10 protein-coding genes are annotated in these 18,337 nt (G+C 75.1%); 7 read left to right on the top strand and 3 right to left on the bottom strand.

Going from position 1 to position 18,337, the window contains the following annotated elements; genetic code table 11:
• Positions 1-50: 50 nt before the first annotated feature.
• A complete protein-coding gene (locus tag ACIF8S_RS01490; RefSeq protein WP_399997056.1) occupies positions 51-7,433 on the bottom strand; it encodes an SDR family NAD(P)-dependent oxidoreductase in 7,383 nt (2,460 codons plus the stop codon).
• Between the two features lie 161 nt (positions 7,434-7,594).
• Here ACIF8S_RS01490 and ACIF8S_RS01485 point away from each other — a divergent pair, with 161 nt between their 5' ends.
• The 6 genes from ACIF8S_RS01485 to ACIF8S_RS01460 all read left to right on the top strand — a co-directional run bounded on the left by ACIF8S_RS01485 (position 7,595) and on the right by ACIF8S_RS01460 (position 13,690).
• Positions 7,595-8,617 carry a 3-oxoacyl-ACP synthase III family protein gene (locus ACIF8S_RS01485; RefSeq protein ID WP_399996679.1) on the top strand — a complete coding sequence of 341 codons (1,023 nt, stop codon included), beginning with the start codon at positions 7,595-7,597 and terminating at the stop codon, positions 8,615-8,617.
• Positions 8,611-9,555, top strand: coding sequence for an alpha/beta fold hydrolase (locus ACIF8S_RS01480; protein WP_399996678.1), 945 nt, complete (start codon positions 8,611-8,613; stop codon positions 9,553-9,555). The genes ACIF8S_RS01485 and ACIF8S_RS01480 overlap by 7 nt, the downstream gene beginning before the upstream one ends.
• Positions 9,556-9,622: 67 nt before the next feature.
• Entirely contained in the window at positions 9,623-11,221 is a 1,599-nt protein-coding gene (locus ACIF8S_RS01475; protein ID WP_399996677.1) for an AMP-binding protein, read from the top strand.
• Positions 11,218-12,255 (top strand): NAD-dependent epimerase/dehydratase family protein, encoded by a 1,038-nt coding sequence (locus ACIF8S_RS01470; RefSeq protein ID WP_399996676.1) that lies wholly within the window; start codon positions 11,218-11,220, stop codon positions 12,253-12,255. The genes ACIF8S_RS01475 and ACIF8S_RS01470 overlap by 4 nt, the downstream gene beginning before the upstream one ends.
• Positions 12,219-12,479, top strand: coding sequence for an acyl carrier protein (locus ACIF8S_RS01465; RefSeq protein WP_399996674.1), 261 nt, complete (start codon positions 12,219-12,221; stop codon positions 12,477-12,479). The genes ACIF8S_RS01470 and ACIF8S_RS01465 overlap by 37 nt, the downstream gene beginning before the upstream one ends.
• Positions 12,476-13,690, top strand: a complete 1,215-nt coding sequence (locus tag ACIF8S_RS01460) for a beta-ketoacyl-[acyl-carrier-protein] synthase family protein (RefSeq protein WP_399996673.1) — start codon at positions 12,476-12,478, stop codon at positions 13,688-13,690. Before ACIF8S_RS01465 ends, ACIF8S_RS01460 begins: the two co-directional genes overlap by 4 nt.
• A 72-nt stretch (positions 13,691-13,762) precedes the next feature.
• On the opposite strand, the gene ACIF8S_RS01455 is transcribed toward ACIF8S_RS01460, so the two are convergent.
• Positions 13,763-15,283 (bottom strand): amino acid permease, encoded by a 1,521-nt coding sequence (locus ACIF8S_RS01455; protein WP_399996672.1) that lies wholly within the window; start codon positions 15,281-15,283, stop codon positions 13,763-13,765.
• Positions 15,284-15,465: 182 nt separating this feature from the next.
• Positions 15,466-17,436, bottom strand: coding sequence for a 1-deoxy-D-xylulose-5-phosphate synthase (gene dxs / locus ACIF8S_RS01450; protein ID WP_399996671.1), 1,971 nt, complete (start codon positions 17,434-17,436; stop codon positions 15,466-15,468).
• Positions 17,437-17,660: 224 nt separating this feature from the next.
• Between dxs and ACIF8S_RS01445 the strand changes: the two genes are divergently transcribed.
• A complete protein-coding gene (locus ACIF8S_RS01445; RefSeq protein WP_399996670.1) occupies positions 17,661-18,293 on the top strand; it encodes a LysE family translocator in 633 nt (210 codons plus the stop codon).
• Positions 18,294-18,337: the final 44 nt, after the last annotated feature.

The raw sequence follows: 18,337 nt of genomic DNA, 5'->3' as shown, positions 1-18,337 counted from the left end.
TGCCTGGCGGGCAGGGCGGACGGCACGGCACGGCGGACGGTGTCGGCCGGCTACTCCTGGCCGGTCCCGGGGGCGAGGCGCTGGTGCACCAGGCGGGCGAAGTGGTGCAGGGTGCGCCCGGTGGCCAGGTCGGCCGGGGCGAGCCGGATGTCGAACAGGTCCCTGGCCTGGACCAGGAACTGCATGCCGAGCAGTGAGTCGAGTCCGTAGTCGGTGACGTGGTGCGCGGGGTCCAGACCCGCCGGGTCGGTCTGGAGAACCGTGGCGAGGAGCTGGGTCAGCGTCTCGGTGATCTTTTCCACGGCCTCGTCGGCGGGCAGTCCGGCCAGCGTGCGCAGCAGTGCGTCGCGGGCGTCCGGGGAGGCCACGGCGGATGCCGGTGCCAGCCGGGCGAACCGGGGGGTGGCCAGGGCCGGCAGCAGATGGCGTGCGGCCCCCCAGCGGTAGCGGCCCGCCCCGGCGACGTCGGTGCCGGCGGCCAGCAGGCGTCCGGCCACGTCGAGGGCCTCGCCGGAGCTGAGGAGTTCCAGGCCGCGTTCGGTCATCGCGGACTCCATCCCGGTGCGGGCGACGTACCCGGTGCCGCCGATCGGCCCCCACGCCAGGGCCGTGCCCGGCCGGCCCGCGGCCCGGCGGGCCCGGGCGAGGGCCTCCAGGTAGGCGTTGGCCGCGGCGTAGGCGGCCTGTCCCGGGTTGCCGATGGCGGCGGACACGGACGAGTGGGCGAGGAACAGATCCAGGTCGCGGCCGGCGGTGAGCCGGTCCAGCAGGGCCGCGCCGCCCGCCTTGGGCGCCAGCACCGCGGCGAACCGCTCGTCGGTGAGGTCGGCGAGGGCCGCGTCGTCCATGTGCATGGCCGCGTGCACGACACCGCGCAGGGGATGCCCGTCGGCGTCCACGGCGTCGAGGATCCGGCGCACGGCGGCCTCGTCGGTGACGTCGGCCGCGTGCACGGTGGCCCGCACGCCCTGTTCGGTGAGGTCCCGGAGCAGTTCGGGCGCCTCGGGCGCGTCGGGTCCCCGGCGGGAGAGAAGGGCGAGGTGCCGGGCTCCCAGGCCGGCGAGGCGGCGGGCCGTGGCGGCGCCGAAACCACTGGTGCCGCCGGTGACCAGGTAGGTGCCGTCGCCGTCGAGGCGGGGCGTGCCGGGCGCGGGTTCCACCGGGACGGGTTCGTCGAGCGGGTCGAAGGTGACGACGACCTTCCCGGTGTGCCGGGAGTGCTGGAGGAGGTGGAAGGCCTCGTCGACCCGGGCGGCGGGGTGGGCGGTGTGCGGCAGCGGCCGGTAGGCGCCGTCGGCCACGAGGGCGCCGAAGTCCTCGATGAGCCGGGAGCGCAGGGCGGGGGCGTCGATCACGGCGTCGAGGTTGAAGCCGATGAAGGTGAGGCTGCGGTCGAACGGGCGCAGCGTGAGCGGGTTGTTGAGGAAGATGTCCCGCTTGCCGAGTTCGATGAAGCGGCCGTTGGGGCGGAGCAGGTCCAGGCCGCGGGCGACGGCCTCGCCGCTGAGGGAGTTCACCACGACGTCCACGCCCTGCCCGCCGGTGAGTTCGCGCACCCGGGGGACGAAGTCCAGGCTGCGGGAGTCGAGGACGTGGTCGGCGCCGAGCGTGCGGAGCAGGTCCCGCTTGGTCTCGGTGCCGGCGGTGGCGATGACCCGGGCGCCCTGCCGGCGGGCGCACTGCAGGACGGCGAGGCCGACCGCGCCGGCGCCGCCGTGCACGAGGAGGGTCTCACCGGCCGTGAGGCGGGCCTGGTGGACGAGGGTGTGGTGGACGGTGAGGAAGGCGACGGGGAAGGTGGCGGCCTCCGCGAAGCTCATCGCGTCGGGGACACGGACGACGGCGGCGGCGGGGGTCGTCGTGTGGGAGGCGAGGGCGGCGGGCATCAGGCCGGTGACCCGGTCGCCGGGCCGCAGGTCCCGCACGTCGGGTCCGACGGCGGTCACGACGCCCGCTCCGTCGGTCCCGAGCCCCCGGCCGAGGGGGCTGTTCTCCACCGCCTCGGGCGGCAGCAGACCGTTGGCACGCATGGGGTCGCGGTAGTTCAGGGCCACGGCCCGCAGTTCGACGGTGACCTCGCCGGGTCCCGGTTCCGGCAGTTCCGTCTCACGCCAGACGAGCCGCCGGTGCAGGCCGGGGTCGCGGACCTCCAGGATGTACGGCGTGCCGGGCGGGACGGCCGGGGCCTCCCCCGCCGGGTGCTGCGTCTGCCGGGGGACGAACCGGCCCCGCCGGGTCAGCACGACCTCGTCCTCGCGGGCACCCGGGTCGTCGTCGCCGGGGGCGAGGAGTTCCCCGGCGAGGCGCCCGGCGTCGGTGGCGGGGTCGCCGGTGCGGTGGCAGGACAGGCGCCGCAGGTCCAGGTCGGGCCGTTCGTTGGCGAGGGTGCGGCAGGCCGCCCAGACGGCCGCGTCGCCCGGGTGGGCCGGCTGCTCGGGGGCCGGGAAGAGGCCGGTGGGCCGGGTGACCAGCCACAGCAGGGGCTGTGTGCGGCCCTCGACGGACTCGCAGGCGGTGGCCAGGGAGCGCAGCAGGGCGGCGCGGCGGACGGTCCGCGGGACGGTGTCGTCCGGTCCGGGTTCCGCGAGCAGGAGGACGACCCGCGGGCCGGTGGCGGCGGGGAGCGTCGCGCGCCAGGCGTCGGGGTCCTCGGGTGCGGTGACGACGGCGGCCCCGCCGAGGAGAGCGGCGAGTTCGCGCGCGGTCGGGGTCTCGGTGCCGTCCTCGACGGCGATCACCCAAGGGGCGCCCGTCGCCGTCACGGGCGGCTCGTTCGCGTCCTGCTGAGCGTCGTCCCGTTCCTGGGGCGCGGCGGCGAGGAGCAGGCTGCGGTCCTCGGGGCCGTGCTGGACGACGCCGGTGAAGCCGCACTCCTCCAGCAGCGGCGCCCACCGGTCGTGGGGCAGAACGCGGCAGGCGGGGCGGAGGGCGTGGTCGTCGCGCTCCCAGAAGTCGTTCAGCATGGCGGAGCGCAGCGCCTGGAGCACCGTGTGGTGCGGTTCGGCGGCCAGCAGGTGGCCGCCGGGGGCGAGCACGTCGCGCAGCCGGCGCAGGGTCGCGGCGAGGTCGGGGGTGGCGTGCAGGGCGTCGCCCGCGAGGACGAGGTCGAAGCCGCCGCGCGGCAGCCCCTGGGCGAGGAGGTCGCTGTCCGGGTCCAGGGTGCGGTACTCGGTGAAGTCGTATGCGGCGAAACGGTGTTCGGCGCGGGTGAAGCCGGCGCCGGCCGGGGCCGTGCAGACGTAGCGGGTGCGGTCGGCGGGGAGCACGGGCAGCACCGCCGCCGTCAGGGCGCCGGTGGTGGCGCCGACCTCCAGGACGCGCAGCGGCCGGTCGGCGGGCCAGCGTTCGACGAGGGCTCCGAGCACCGCCTGCACGGCCCGGTGGGTGTAGCGGTGGGCGGGGCCGGTCTCGTGGAGCTGGTCGAGGGTGCTGTCGCTAGGCGGCAGCAGGTCGGCGGCGTCGGTCTCGCCGCGCACCACCTCGGGCAGGCGGCACAGCTGCCGGTTGAGCAGCAGGGTCTCGGCGCCGTGACCGGGGTGGTCCTCCACCAGCGCCCGCAGCACGCTTCCGGGCGCCTCTCCGGCGCCGGTCAGCTGCCAGTGGTCACCGTCCTGCCGGGCGAGCCCGTGCGCGGCCAGTGCAGGCAGCATGAGGCGGGCCGCCCGCCGGTGCCGGGTCTGCATGCCGCCCGCCACCAGGTCGGCCACCGTGAACGGTGCCGTCGGGTCGGTGAGCAGGCCGCGCAGGGTGGCGGCCCAGCAGTGCGCGCCGGCGCGTTCGGCGGCGGCGACGAAGCGGTGGTGGCCGGTCCCGTCGAGGGCGGCCCGCGCGGCGGTGAGGCGGGGCGCGGCGGCGCGCGTCAGCTCGGCGGGGGCGGGCAGCGGGCTCGGGCCGGCCGGGGAGCCCGGGAGCGGGGCGGCGCGGAGCACGGTGCGCTGGACGGTGAGCGGGGTGTCCCCGGTCATGTGGCCGCGGCGGGTCCGGCAGCCGTCGATCTCGGCGGTGACCGTGCCGTCGGGGTCGGCGTAGGTGATGTCCCAGCACATCTCGTTGGCGCTGCGGGAGCGCCGGCGCAGGTGCACGATCCCGGTGGGCGAGGGGGTGCGCCAGACGCGGACGGCGCCGAACACGGTCGGCAGGAACCCGGCGGACTCCGCCGTCGGTCCGGCGAGGGCGACGGTGGCCTGGAGCGGGGCGTCGAGCAGGACCGGGTGGGCGGTGAAGGCGGCGGCGTCGTGCCGCAGCCGGTAGGAGACCAGCACCTCGCCGTCGCCCGCGTCGATGCGGTCGATGAGCTGGAAGTCGGGGCCGCAGTTCAGGCCGATGGCGTGGCACATGCGGTAGAACGCGTCGCCGTCGAGGGTTCGTTCGCAGCGGGCGCGCAGCGCCTCCACGTCGAGCCGCTCCGGTGCGGCGCCGAGCAGGGTGCGGACCTGGGCGCGGACGACGGGCCGGCACTCCCCGTGGAGTTCCTCGCGGACGCTGACGGTGAGCGCGCCGTCGTCCGGGGTGACGGCGGTCTGGAGGGCGACCGGGGTCGGGTCGGGCCACGGCACGGACAGCGGCCGGCCGATCTCCAGGTGCCGTACCTCGACGGGGCGGTCCAGGGCCATCCGGCCCGCGCTGAGCGCCATGTCGACGTAGGCGGCGGCCGGCATGAGGACGTCGTCGCCGATCCGGTGGTCGCCGAGCCAGGACACCAGCTGGGGTTCGACGGTGCCGTGCCACACCGGGTGCGGGGCGGGCATCCGCTCGCCGACCAGCGGGTGGTCGAGCAGGCCGTTGCCGCTGGTGCCGCTGATCAGGCCCTGCGGGGTGCCGTGCCAGTACCGCTGCCGCTGCCAGGGGTAGGCGGGCAGGTCGACGACGCGGCCCCGGCGGGGGAAGTGTGCGCCGAGGTCCGTGCCGGGCACGGCGGCGAGGACGGCGGCGACCGCGGCGGCCGTCTCGCGGGGGCCGTCGCCCTCGCGGTGCAGGGTGGGCACGCAGGTGGCGCCGGTGCGGCGCAGGTACGGGCGGAGCACCGGGTGCGGGCCGATCTCCACGAGGGTGCCGGCGTGTCCGTCGGTGAGCCGGGCGGCGGCCTCGGCGAACCTGACCGGTTCACGCACGTTGCGCCACCAGTACGAGGCGTCCAGCTCGGGTCCGTCCAGGAGGGTGCCGGTGACGGTGGAGACGAACGGGATGCGGGCGCGGGCGGGGGCGAGTCCGTCCAGCGCGGTGAGCAGCGGCTCGCGGATGGGGTCCATGGCCCGGCTGTGGAAGGCGTAGTCCAGGTCGAGGTCGCGGAAGAACACGCCGCGGGCGGTGAGGCCGGCGCCCCAGGCGGTGAGCGCGTCGGGATCCCCGGCGACGGTCACGTCCCGGTCGCTGTTGACGCCCGCGATCTCCAACGCGCCGTTATAGGCGGCGAGTTCCTCGCGGGCCGCTTCCTCGGGCAGACCGACGGCGGCCATGCGGCCCCGGCCGGCGGTGGTGCCCTGGGTGCGGCTGCGTTCGGCGATCACCAGGGCGGCCTGCTCCAGGGTGAGGATCCCGGCGGCGTGGGCGGCGGCGACCTCGCCGACGCTGTGTCCGGCCACCGCGCCGGGCCGCACGCCGTACGAGGCGAGCAGGGCGGTGAGCCCGGCCTGCAGGGCGAACAGGGCGGGCTGGGCGACCTCGGTGCGCTGCCAGGTGCGTGGCGCCGGGTGGGCGAGTTCCTTCATCACGGACCGGCCGAGGTACGGGGCGAGGGCCGCGTCGGCCTCCTCGACGGCCCGGCGGAAGACCGGCTCGGCGTCGAGCAGGTCGGCTCCCATGCCGGGCCACTGGGAGGCGTTCCCCGCGTAGACGAACGCGGTGCCCTCCCGCTCGCTCACCCGCACCATGGCCCCGCGCGCGGGCTCCGCGGCCGCCAGGAGGTCCAGCTGGCGGGCGGCGTCCGCCGGGTCGGCGGCCAGGACGGCGGCACGGTGCGGGTGCGCGGTGCGCCGTACGGTGCTGGTGCGGGCGAGGTCGTGGAACTCCCCCGGGTCCGCGGCCCGCAGCCGCTCGGCCATGCGCCCGGCCAGTTCCTTCAGCGCCGGGCCGGAGCGTGCGGACACCATCAGGGGCAGCGGGCGTCCGGACCCGCCGGGTGCCGGCTCCGGTTCGCGGGCGGCGGGCGGCGGGACGAGCACGGCGTGGGCGTTGGCCCCGCCGAAGCCGAAGGCGCTCACGCCGACGGCGGCCCGCTCGTCGTCCCGTACGGGGACGGGCTCGACGGCGGGGGCGAGGTTCAGGCCGTCGAAGTCGATGCGGGGGTTGAGCGGGAGGGCGTGCAGGGACGCCGGGACGAGCCGGTGGCGCAGCACCAGGATCGCCTTGAGCAGGCCCGCCATGCCGGAGGCGGGCTCCAGGTGGCCGAGGTTGGACTTCACCGACCCGATCGGCAGCGGGCCGCGGCTGCGGCACGTGCCGAGGGCGCGGCCGATGGCCTCGGCCTCGGCGGGGTCGCCGGCCTGGGTGCCGGTGCCGTGCGCCTCGACGTACAGCAGGTCGTCGGGGCCGACGCCGGCCCGCGCGTAGACCTCGTGCAGCAGTGCCTCCTGCGTCTCGGCGCTGGGCACGATCATGCCGGTGCTGCGACCGTCGGTGTTGTTGCCGGTGGCGGCGAGCACGGCGTGGATCCGGTCGCCGTCCGCGACCGCGTCGGCGAGGCGCTTGAGGACGAGGACGGCTCCGCCCTCGGCGCGGACGAAGCCGTCGGCGTCGGCGGAGAAGGCCGCGCAGCGCCCGCGCCGGGACAGCATGCCGGCGTACGAGAACCCGGCGAACGAGTAGGGGCTGATCAGGACGTTGACGCCGGCGGCGAGGGCGACGCGGCCGGTGCCCTCGTGCAGGGTGCGGCAGGCACGGTCCAGAGCGACCAGCGCGGACGAGCAGGCGGTGTCGACGGCCATGCTGGGGCCGCGCAGGTCGAAGGCGTACGACAGGCGGTTGGCGGTGATGGACAGGGTGGCGCCGGGCATGGTGTGCGGGCTGGTGTGGTCCGGCGTCATCGACAGGCCGACGCCGTACGCCGGGTCGGAGACGCCCACGTACACGCTGGTGTCCGACCCGGCCAGCGACTCGGCGGGGACACCGGCGTCGTCCAGGGCCTCGGCGGCCATCTCCAGGAGCAGCCGCTGCTGCGGGTCGACGTGCCGGGCCTCGGCGGGCGACATGCCGAAGTAGGCGGCGTCGAAGGACGCCACGTCCGGCAGGAAGCCGCCGGCGGAGGTGTAGCTGCGGCCCGGGCGGACCGCTCCCGGGTCGACCGTGCGGTCCTTCGGGAAGCGGTCGGCGGGCATCTCGCCGACCATGTCCCGCCCCTCACGCAGCACGGACCACAGTCCGTCCAGATCGGTGATGCCTCCGGGGAGCCGGCAGCCGACCCCCACCACCGCCACGGCTCGTTCGCACTCCTGCATCGCCAAGTTCCCGCCCTCTCGCGCCGATTGCCAGCTTTGTCAGCGGAGTAGAGAACATTCCGGTTCGAAAAGGCCAGCGGCGCCCACTCGTTGGGGTGAAGATGATCGTCCGGAGGACGTTCCGGCCTGATGAGCGGGGGTGCCGCCGCTACGGTGACGCGGTGCCCGAAGCCCTGCGTGCCCGCATCGCGGCCGTCGCCGCCCATCTGCCGTCCCGCTACCGGACCATGGAGGAGACCCGCGACCGCATCGCCGCGACCGGCGGCTACGCGCCGCCCCCCGGCCTGCTGGAGGACCTCACCGGGGTGCGCGGCGTCCATGTGCACGAGGACGGCGAGAACGCCTCCGACCTCGCCGTGACCGCCGCCCGCCAGGCGCTCGACGAGGCGGGGCTGAAGATCGGCGACGTGGACCTGCTGCTGTTCGCGTCCACCGCGCAGGACCTGATCGAGCCCGCCACCTCCCATCTGGTCGCCGCCAAACTCGGCGCGGAATGCCCGGTGTTCGACGTGAAGAACGCCTGCAACAGCGTCCTCAACGCGATGGAGGTGGCCACCTCCTTCATCGAGGCGGGCCGCTACCGCACGGTCCTGATCGCCTGCGGTGAGCCCGCCACCCTGGCGACCCGCTGGCACGCCCCCGACCGGCAGGCCCTGCTGCGGGCCCTGCCGGGCTACACCGCCTCCGACGCGGGCGCCGCTATGGTCCTCACCGCCGGGCCGGCGGGCGACGGCGACCCGGGGGTCCTGTCGATGCGCTTCGTCAGCAACTCCGCGGCCTGGGAGGCCTGCACGGTGGCCGGCGGCGGCAGCATGCACCACCTGTCGGTGGACGACGACCACACCACGCTGCGGCTCAACGGCGACCTGCGGCAGGGTGCCCTCGACGCGCTGCCGCGCATCGTCGAGACGGCCGCCCAGGAGCTGGACGCGGTGTCCTCCTGTGCCTTCGTCGCCTTCCACCAGATCGCGATGCCGCAGTACCGGGAGACGCTCGACATGTTCGGACTGCCGGAGGACCGGTGCATGCCCGCGGTGGCCGAGCACGGCAACTGCGCGGCGGCCTCCCTGCCGTTGCAGCTGACGAAGGCGGTGCGCGCCGACCGCGTCGAGCGCGGCGACCTGGTGGCCATGATCGGCCTGGCCAGCGGGTTCAGCTTCGGCCTGGCCCTGGTCCGGTGGTGACCGTGCGGGCGGGGGCGGGCGGGCGGACCCCCGCGTCCGACGTGCTGGAGCGGCTGATGCCCGGTTACCCGGACCCCAGGCACTGGCGGCGCGTGCCGGTGACCGGACAGCACTACCTCGACCTCGGCAGCGGCCGGCCGGTGCTGTTCCTGCACGGCAATCCGTCGTGGAGCTACGTCTGGCGCAAGCTGCTGCACCGGCTGGCCCCGCACGCCCGCTGTCTGGCACCCGACCTGCCCGGATTCGGACTGTCCCGGCACCTGCGTCCAGCGGGCGGGGTGCCCGACCCGTACGAGGCGCAACTGGAGGGCCTGGACGCCCTCCACCGGCACCTGGTGCGGGACCGGGGGCTGCCCGCGCGGGGATGGACGTTCGTGCTGCACGACTGGGGCGGCCCGCTCGGCGCGGCCTGGGCGCTGCGCAACCCGGGCGTGGTGGAGCGGCTCGTCGTCTGCAACACCGTGGCCTTCCCCTTCCCCGAGGGGTTCCGGCTGCCGTTCTACCTGCGCTGGATCCGGGACCACCGGCCGGTCGCCGGCCTGGTCCATCTGACCAACGGCTTCGCCCGGACCGCCGTGCGGGCCGGTGTGCACCGTCCGCTGTCCCCCGCCGAACGCCGCGCGCTCCTGCGGCCGTACGCCCGCCGCACGGAACGCGGGGCGGTGACCGACGCCGTACGGGCGATCCCCCGCGACCCGGCCGACCCCGTCTGGCGGCTCCTCGAACCGCCCGTCGACGCACCCGGGTTGGCGGAGCTTCCGGTGCTCGTCGGCTGGGGCATGCGCGATCCGGTCTTCACCCCCGGCCTGCTGGGCGAGTGGGAGCGCCGCTTCCCCCGGGCCGCCGTGCACCGCCTCCCGGAGGCCGGCCACTACGTGATGGAGGACGCGGCCCCCGAACTGGCCTACCTCATCCGCGACTTCCTGGGAGCACGATGACCATCACCGTCAGGGGCGACACGGCACCCGAACCCGCCCGCCCCGTCCGCGACGTCCCGGGAGCAGCATGACCGCGACCGTTTCCGGGCTCGCCGCCCGGCTGGCCGAGCGGCCCGACGGCCTGGCTCTGGTCACCTGCCGCGGGGGCACGTCCCGCGCGGTGGGCCGGGGTGAACTGCTGCGCCGCTGCCACCGGATCGCCCGGGCGCTGCACGACGCCGGGGTGCGCCCCGGCCACAAGGCCGTCGTGATGACGCGCGACGCCCACGACCTGACGGCCGTCACCTACGCCCTCGGCGTGCTCGGTGCCGTCCCCGTGCTCATCGAGCCGCGCGCCGAGGTGAACCGCTGTCTGGAGGACGTCGCACCGGACGTGTTCGTCGGCGAGGCCCTGGCCCACCTCGGGCGCGGCGTCCTGCGCTGGGGCCGGCCGCACGTGCGCGTTCCCCTGGTCACCGGCCCGGTCCCGGTCCCGGGCGTACGGCGGCTGGTCACCACGGCACCGGACGCCGGCCCGGTAGCGCCGGCCGGCCTCCACGAACCCGACGGCGACGACACCGCCCTGATCGCCTTCACCTCCGGCTCCACGGGACGGCCCAAGGGCGCCGAGTACCGCCTCTCCACGCTGGCCGGACAACTCGACGCGCTGACCACGCTGATCGGGCCCCGGCCCGACGACGTCCTCCTCGCCGGTTTCCTGCCCGTCGCCCTGCTCGGCCCGCTGCTGGGACCGGTCACCGTCGTCCCGGCGGTGAACCACCTGGCTCCGGCCCGCACCCGGCCGCGGGAGGTGGTGGGGCCCGTCCTGGAACACCGGGCCACCGTCGTCCTGGCGTCGCCCGCCGTGCTCACCCTCCTCGCGCGGCACTGCGTCCGCCACGGCATCAGGCTGCCCTCGGTGCGGCAGGTGCTGTCCTTCGGCGCCCCGCTGCGCGTCGGCCTCGCGGACGCCCTGCGCGCCGTGGTCCCGGACGACGCGGACATCCGCAGCGTGTACGGCGCGACGGAGTGCCTGCCGGTCTCCTCGATCGGCGACCACGAGCTGCGCGACGCCCGCGCCGCGCCTCCCGCCGGGCACGCCGGTACCTGCCTGGGCCGCCCGCTGCCCGGCGTGCGGGCCCGGATCCTGGACGCCGACGCCACCGGGGCCGGCGAGATCGCGGTGGGCGGACCCACCGTCAGCGCCGGCTACCACGGACGCCCGGACGCCGACGCCGCCACCAAGAGCGTCACCGACGAGGGCCTGCTGCACCGCACGGGCGACCTCGGCCGGATCGACGACGAGGGCCGGCTGTGGTTCCTGGGCCGCGGGGCCCACCTGATCACCGGGGTCGACACGGACACGGGCGCCGCCTTCACCCTGACCCCCGAGGACCTGGAGGCCACCGCGGACACCGTGCCGGGTGTACGGCGCACCGCCCTGGTCGGCATCGGCACGGCCCGCCGCGAACTGCCCGTGCTCTGCGTGGAGCCGCTGCCCTCCGCGCCCCGCGCCGGGGCCCTGGCGGCCGTGCGGGACGTCGTGCGCAAGCACCCGGACGGCCACCGGGTGGGCGCCTTCCTGCTGCACCCCGGCTTCCCCACCGACCCCCGGCACAACTCCAAGATCGACCGGCACCGGCTGTCCGGCTGGGCCGCCCGGCGGCTGCGCGGGAGGCTGACATGAGGGTGCTCGTCACCGGAGGGAGCGGCTTCCTCGGCCTGGAACTCTGCCGCCGCCTGCGCGCCCGGGGGGACACCGTGACCTCCCTGAACCGGCGGCACAGCGCCGCACTGCACCGGCTGGGCGTCCGCCAGTACCTGGGCGACCTCGCCGACACCGGCGCGGTCTCCCGGGCGGTCGCCGGCCAGGACGCCGTCGTCCACAACGCCGCCCTGGCCGGGGTCAGCGGCCCGCCCCGGCCGTACTGGACCACCAACGTCGCCGGGACCCGGCACGTGATCGCGCAGTGCCGGGCCCACGGGGTGCGCACGCTGGTGTTCACCTCCACCGCCAGCGTCGTCTTCCGCCCCGGCGGCCTGGAGGGCGTCGACGAGAGCCTGCCGTACGCGCTCCGGCACCTGGCTCCCTACCCGGCGACCAAGGCGCGGGCGGAGGCGCTGGTGCTCGCCGCGCACGGCCCGGACCTGGCGACGGTGTCGCTGCGCCCGCACATCGTCTGGGGGCCGGGCGACCCGCACTTCGTGCCCGCCCTCACGCGCGCCGTGCGGGGCGGACTGCTGCCGATGCCGGGGCAGGGCGGCAACCTCGTCGACACCACCCACGTCCGCACCGCCGCGCACGCCCATCTGCTCGCCCTCGACCGGCTGCGGGACCGCCCGGAGACGGGCGGCCGGGCCTACTTCATCGGCCAGGGCGATCCGCGCACCCTGCGCGAGATCACCGGGCACTTCCTGCGGGCCGCCGGGATCCGCGCCCACTGGTGCGCCGTACCGCCCCCGCTGGCGGCCGGCGCGGCGACGGCGGCCGACGCCCTGCTGCGCCTGGCCGGCAGCACCCGCACGCACGCCCTGAGCCGGTTCCTCGTCGAGGAGCTGCTGCACCCGCACCACTTCGACCTCACCGCGGCCCGCCGCGACCTCGGCTTCGTACCGCCCGTCTCGTTCGACGAGGGCGTCGCGGAGCTCGTCCCGTCCCTCCCCCATCCCAGCAAGGACTCACCGTGCCGGACTCCTACGACGTTCTCCGATCCGTCCTGACCGACTCCTTCCGCGTCCCCGAGGACGAGATCGAGCCCGGGCGCACCTTCGAGCAGCTGGACCTGGACTCGCTGGCCTTGACCGAGCTGGTGCTCGTCCTCCACGAACGCCTGGGCGTGCGGGTGAGCACCGAGGCCGCCTCCCGCACCACCACCCTGCAGGAGGTCGCCCGGCACCTCGACGCGCTGCGGGCGGAGAACGCGCGGCCGGTGGGCCCGGCATGACCGTCGCCGTCACGGGTCTGGGCCTGGTCACCTCCGCCGGCGCGGGTGTCGACGCGACCTGGGAGGGGGTGTGCCGGGGCGTGGGCACGGCGTCCCACGACCCGGTGCTCGCGGGGCTGCCCGTCGACTTCTCCTGCCGCGTCCCGCTGTCCCGCGAGGAACTGGACCGGCGCGTCGGGCGCGCCTCGTGGCGCATGGCGCGCAACACCGTGCTGGCGGTGCTGGCCGCCCGGGAGGCCGTCCACGACGCCGGTCTGGACCCCGTGACGTGGGACGCCCGGCGGGTCGCCGTCGTCATCGGCTGCGGCGTCGGCGCGGACGCGGTGCGCGAGGAGCAGGGCAGGCGCCTGGAGCAGCGGGGCGTCGAACTGGTGTCCGCGCTGACCGTCCCTCAGATCCTGCCGAACATGGCGGCCGGGGAGGTGTCCATCGACCTCGGGGCGCGCGGACCGGCCCTCGCCCCGGCCACCGCGTGCGCGTCCGGCGCCACCGCGGTCGCCGTGGCCCGCGACCTGCTGGCCGCCGGCCGGTGCGACGTCGCCGTGGCGGGCGGCACCGAGGCGGCCGTCAGCCCGATGGCGGCCGCCGGGTTCTGGCGGATGGGCACGCTGTCCGGGCGGACCGACGCGGCGGCCACCGCGTCCCGGCCGTTCGCCGAGGACCGGGACGGCTTCGTCCTCGCGGAGGGCGCGGGCGTCCTCGTCCTGGAGCGCGCCGCGGACGCGGCGGCACGCGGCGCGTCCGTACGGGCCCGGCTCGTGGGCTGCGGCAGCACCTCGGACGCGCACCACCCGACGGCGCCCGACCCGGACGGCCGGGGCGCGGAGGACGCCCTGCGCACGGCCCTCGCGGACGCGGGCCTGGGTCCGGGCGACGTCGACCACGTCAACGCGCACGGGACGTCCACGCCGCTGAACGACGCGGGTGAGGCGGCGCTGATCTCCCGGGTGCTGCCGCACCGGCCGAGCGTGACCGCGCCGAAGGGCGTCCTGGGGCACAGCCTGGGGGCGTCGGGCGCCGTCGAGGCGGCGCTGACCGTGTTGACCCTCCAGCACCGCACGGTGCCGCCGGTGGGGAACCTGCGGGCGCCCGCGGCGGGCTTCGGCATCGACTGCGTCACCAAGGAGCCGCGCCGGCAGGACGTCCGGGTGGCGGTCAGCCACTCCTTCGGGTTCGGCGGCCACAACGTCGTCCTGGCGTTCGCCTCCTGACGTGCCGGAGCCCGGGGCGCACCGCTCGGGTGCGCGCCCCGGGCTCCGGGGGCCGGGCGGTCCGGGACCGGGTCAGCCGGATCCCTTGCCGGACGGTCCGACGGCTGCGGTCTCCGCATCCTCCCCGCCGGCCAGCCGGCTGTGGCTGCGGCTGTAGAGGAAGTACACGACGATGCCGATCGCCATCCAGATGCCGAACCGGACCCAGGTCTCGGCGGGCAGGTTGAGCATCAGCCACAGCGAGGCCGCCACCGACACGATCGGCAGCACCGGCACCCACGGGGTGCGGAACGCGCGGGGCAGGTCGGGCCGGGTGCGGCGCAGGATGAGCACGCTGATGGCGACGATGACGAAGGCGAACAGCGTGCCGATGTTCACCAGCGCGGCCAGTTCGTTGAGCGGGGTGAAGCCGGCCAAGATCGCGATGAGGACACCGAGCAGGATGGTCGGCCGGTGCGGGGTCTTGAACCGGGGGTGGACCCGGGAGAAGAACCGGGGCAGCAGTCCGTCGCGGCTCATCGCGAAGAAGACGCGGGTCTGGCCGAGCAGCAGGATCATGCAGACGGTCGTCAGGCCGACGGCGGCCCCGAAGCTGATGAAGCCGGCGTACCAGGGATGCCCGGTGGCCTTGAACGCGTCGGCGAGCGGGGCGTCCACGGACAGCTCGGTGTAGTGCTGCATGCCGGTCACGACGATCGACACCAGGACGTAGAGCAGGGTGCAGATGAACAGGGAGCCGAGGATGCCGCGGGGCATGTCGCGCTGCGGGTTCTTGGTCTCCTCGGCGGCCGTGGCGACGATGTCGAAGCCGATGAAGGCGAAGAACACCACGGAGGCGGCGGTGAAGATGCCCATCACGCCGAAGTTGGCCGGGGCCCAGCCGAACATCAGCTGGATGAGCGGGGAGTCGAGACTGTCCCCGGCGGGCACGGGCTTGGAGTCCGGGATGAACGGGTCGTAGTTGTCGGCGGTGATGAAGAAGGCACCGGCGATGATCACGACCAGCACGACGGTCACCTTGACGGCGACGACGACCGTGGTGACCCGGGCGGACAGCTTCATGCCGAGGACCAGGATGCCGGTGAGGACCAGCACCAGGACGGCGGCGAGGATGTCGAAGCCGAAGACGTCGGAGCCCTCACGGCTGCCGAGCGCGGCGGGCATCTCCCAGCCCGCGTTGTCCATGAGCGACTGGATGTAGCCCGACCAGCCGACGGCCACCACCGCCGTGCCGAGCGCGAACTCCAGGACGAGGTCCCAGCCGATGATCCAGGCCGGCAGCTCGCCCAGGGAGGCGTACGAGAACGTGTACGCGGAGCCCGCCACGGGGACGGTGGAGGCGAATTCGGCGTAGCAGAGCGCGGCGAGCGCGCAGACGACACCGGCCACCACGAACGCCAGGGCCGTGGCGGGCCCGGCGTTGTCCTTGGCGACCGTACCGGTGAGGACGAAGATGCCGGTGCCGATGATGACACCGACACCGAAAACGGTGAGGTCCAGCGCGGACAGGGACTTCTTGAGGGCGTGCTCGGGCTCCTCGGTGTCGCGGATGGACTGCTCTACCTTCTTCGTCCGGAAGAGGGGGCTTGTCACGGGTACCTCCCACGCTTGTCGTCCTCGACATGATCGAGAGGGGGCGTGGTTCGTATGCCCCGGCGCGGACGCCTTCACGCGAACGGGCCGCGCGCGCCACACTTCACGGTGGCACGCGCGGCCCGTTCGGACCACGTGCGCGCGGCCGGACCGGTGACGGCGGGTCGCGCGCGGACGGCGGGTCAGTCCCGGGCGGGCTCCACCGCGTCGACGGCGTCGGCGGAGGACCGCTCGGTGGGGGTCCCCCCGCTCGAGCGGAGCCGAGAGTGGGGGAGGCCGTCCAGCTTCGCCACCAGGCCGGTGACCTGACGGGCGATGTCCGGGGCGGTCAGACCGATCTCGGTCATCACCTCGGCGCGGGAGGCGTGGTCGAGGAAGCGCGGCGGGATGCCGAAGTCACGCAGCGGCATGTCCACCCCGGCGTCGCGCAGGGCCTGCGCGACCGCGGAGCCGACACCGCCGACGCGCGAGTTGTCCTCGACGGTGACGACGACGCGGTGCTTCTCGGCGAGCGGGGCCATGGCCTCGTCGACGGGCTTGACCCAGCGCGGGTCGACGACGGTGGTGGAGATGCCCTGCCGGTCCAGCAGGGAGGCGATCTCCAGGCACATCGGCGCGAGTGCTCCCACGGAGACGAGCAGCACGTCGGGCGTGTCGGTGCCGGGCTCGCGCAGGACGTCCATGCCGCCGACGCGGCCCACGGCGGGCACGGCGGGGCCGACGGCGCCCTTGGAGAAGCGCACCACGGTGGGGGCGTCCTCGACGGCGACGGCCTCGCGGAGCTGGGCGCGGACCTGGTCGGCGTCGCGCGGGGCGGCGAGCCGCAGTCCGGGCACCACCTGGAGGATCGACATGTCCCACATGCCGTTGTGGGAGGCGCCGTCGGTGCCGGTGACGCCGGCCCGGTCGAGCACGAAGGTCACGCCGCACTTGTGCAGGGCGACGTCCATGAGCACCTGGTCGAAGGCGCGGTTGAGGAAGGTGGCGTAGACGGCGAAGACGGGGTGGACGCCCGCGTGGGCGAGGCCGGCCGCGGAGACGGCGCCGTGCTGCTCGGCGATGCCGACGTCGTAGACGCGGTCGGGGAAGCGCTTGGCGAACTTGTCCAGGCCGACCGGCTGGAGCATGGCGGCGGTGATGGCGACGACGTCCTCGCGCTCCTCGCCGAGCTTGACCATCTCCTCGCCGAAGACGGACGTCCAGTCGGCGCCCGAGGTGGCGATCGGCAGGCCCGTGTCGGGGTGGATCTTGCCGACGGCGTGGAAGCGGTCCGCCTCGTCCTGGAGGGCGGGCTGGTAGCCGCGGCCCTTCTCGGTGAGGCAGTGCACGATGACCGGGCCGTTGAACCGCTTGGCGCGGGCCAGCGCGGACTCCAGGGCCTCGATGTCGTGGCCGTCGATGGGGCCGACGTACTTCAGGCCGAGGTCCTCGAACATGCCCTGCGGGGCGATGAAGTCCTTCAGACCCTTCTTCGCGCCGTGCAGGGTGTCGTAGAGGGCCTGGCCGACGACCGGGGTGCGCTCCAGGAGGTCCTTGGTGCGGGTCAGGAAGCGCTCGTAGCCGTCGGTGGTGCGCAGGGTCGCCAGGTGGTTCGCCAGGCCGCCGATGGTGGGCGAGTAGGAGCGCTCGTTGTCGTTGACGACGATGACCAGCGGGCGGTCCTTGGCGTCGGCGATGTTGTTGAGCGCCTCCCAGGCCATGCCGCCGGTGAGGGCGCCGTCGCCGATGACCGCGACGACGTGGCTGTCGTCCCGCTTCATCAGCTGGTTGGCCTTGGCGATGCCGTCGGCCCAGCCGAGGACGGTGGAGGCGTGGCTGTTCTCGATGACGTCGTGCTCGGACTCCGCCTGCGAGGGGTAGCCGGACAGGCCGCCCTTCATCTTCAGCCGGGAGAAGTCCTGCCGGCCGGTCAGCAGCTTGTGCACGTAGGACTGGTGGCCGGTGTCCCACAGGACCTTGTCCTTGGGGGACTCGAAGACCCGGTGCAGAGCGAGGGTGAGCTCCACCACACCGAGGTTGGGGCCGAGGTGGCCGCCGGTCTTGGAGACCGCGTCGACGAGGAAGGTCCGGATCTCCCCGGCCAGCTGGTCGAGCTCCTCCAGGGTGAGCCGGTCCAGATCGCGCGGTCCCGTGATGCGGGTCAGCAGCGGCACCCGTGCCTCCTTGCAGTAGAGCTGATCGAGCTGTTGCCGGGCGGGTCGAGTCTAATCTTCCGCCCGGGCGGCCGTTCTCCGGGCGGTGCGTCGTACGTCACCCGATCAGCAGTACCCACGAACGAGGCGTCGAGCCCTCCCGCCCCCGTCCGCCTGTCCTCGTCCCGTGCGGGTACCGGAGGTCCATCGGGGGCGGACGGGCCGCCGCGGGCCGAGGAGTGCGGATGTCGGTGGACCTGACGGGTTTCCTCGGTGTCGTGGTGGTGGCCTATCTGGTCCCGGGGCCGGACTTCCTGGTGGTGGTGCGCTCGGCCGCCGACAGTCCCGCCCGGGGGCGGGCCGCGGCGCTGGGCGCCCAGACGGGTCTGTGCGTGCACATGCTGGCCGCCGCCGCGGGCCTGTCGCTGATCGCGGCCCGCTCCCCCGTGGTCTACGGCACCGTCAAGCTGCTCGGCGCGGCGTACCTGGTGTACCTGGGGGTCCAGGCGGTCCTGGCGGCCCGGCGGGCCGCCCGCGAACACGGCACCGGGGCGGGGGCGCCCGAGGACGGACCGGCGCGCGGCCGGTCGGGCTTCACCGAGGGATTTCTCACCAACGTGCTCAACCCGAAGGCGGCCCTGTTCTTCCTCAGCGTCCTGCCGCAGTTCGTGCACGGCACGGGCTCACCCGTACGGCCGATCCTCCTTCTGGGCGTCCTGGACGTCCTGATCGGCGTCGTCCTCTGGTTCGCCCTGGTCACCGTGGCCGCCCGGTTACGGACCTTCCTCGCCCGCCCACGCGTCCGTCACCGCTGGGACCTGACGACGGGCTGGCTCTTCATAGTCATAGGCCTCACCCTGGCCACCACAACCCCCTGACCCGGAAACACCGCTGCCCGGCACCTGTAAAGGCACCGGGCAGC

The sequence above is a fragment of the Streptomyces sp. NPDC085937 genome, from assembly GCF_044540535.1.
In the GTDB taxonomy this organism is placed as follows: domain Bacteria; phylum Actinomycetota; class Actinomycetes; order Streptomycetales; family Streptomycetaceae; genus Streptomyces.
Note: the sequence above shows the minus strand (reverse complement) of the source record. Positions and strands in the feature narration are given on the sequence as shown.

Excerpts from the sequence above, each read along its gene's own strand:
- ACIF8S_RS01490 (WP_399997056.1), bottom strand. The coding sequence starts at position 7,433 with ATGCAGGAGTGCGAACGAGCCGTGGCGGTGGTGGGGGTCGGCTGCCGG.
- ACIF8S_RS01475 (WP_399996677.1), top strand. The coding sequence starts at position 9,623 with ATGACCGCGACCGTTTCCGGGCTCGCCGCCCGGCTGGCCGAGCGGCCC.
- ACIF8S_RS01470 (WP_399996676.1), top strand. The coding sequence starts at position 11,218 with ATGAGGGTGCTCGTCACCGGAGGGAGCGGCTTCCTCGGCCTGGAACTC.
- ACIF8S_RS01460 (WP_399996673.1), top strand. The coding sequence starts at position 12,476 with ATGACCGTCGCCGTCACGGGTCTGGGCCTGGTCACCTCCGCCGGCGCG.
- ACIF8S_RS01445 (WP_399996670.1), top strand. The coding sequence starts at position 17,661 with ATGTCGGTGGACCTGACGGGTTTCCTCGGTGTCGTGGTGGTGGCCTAT.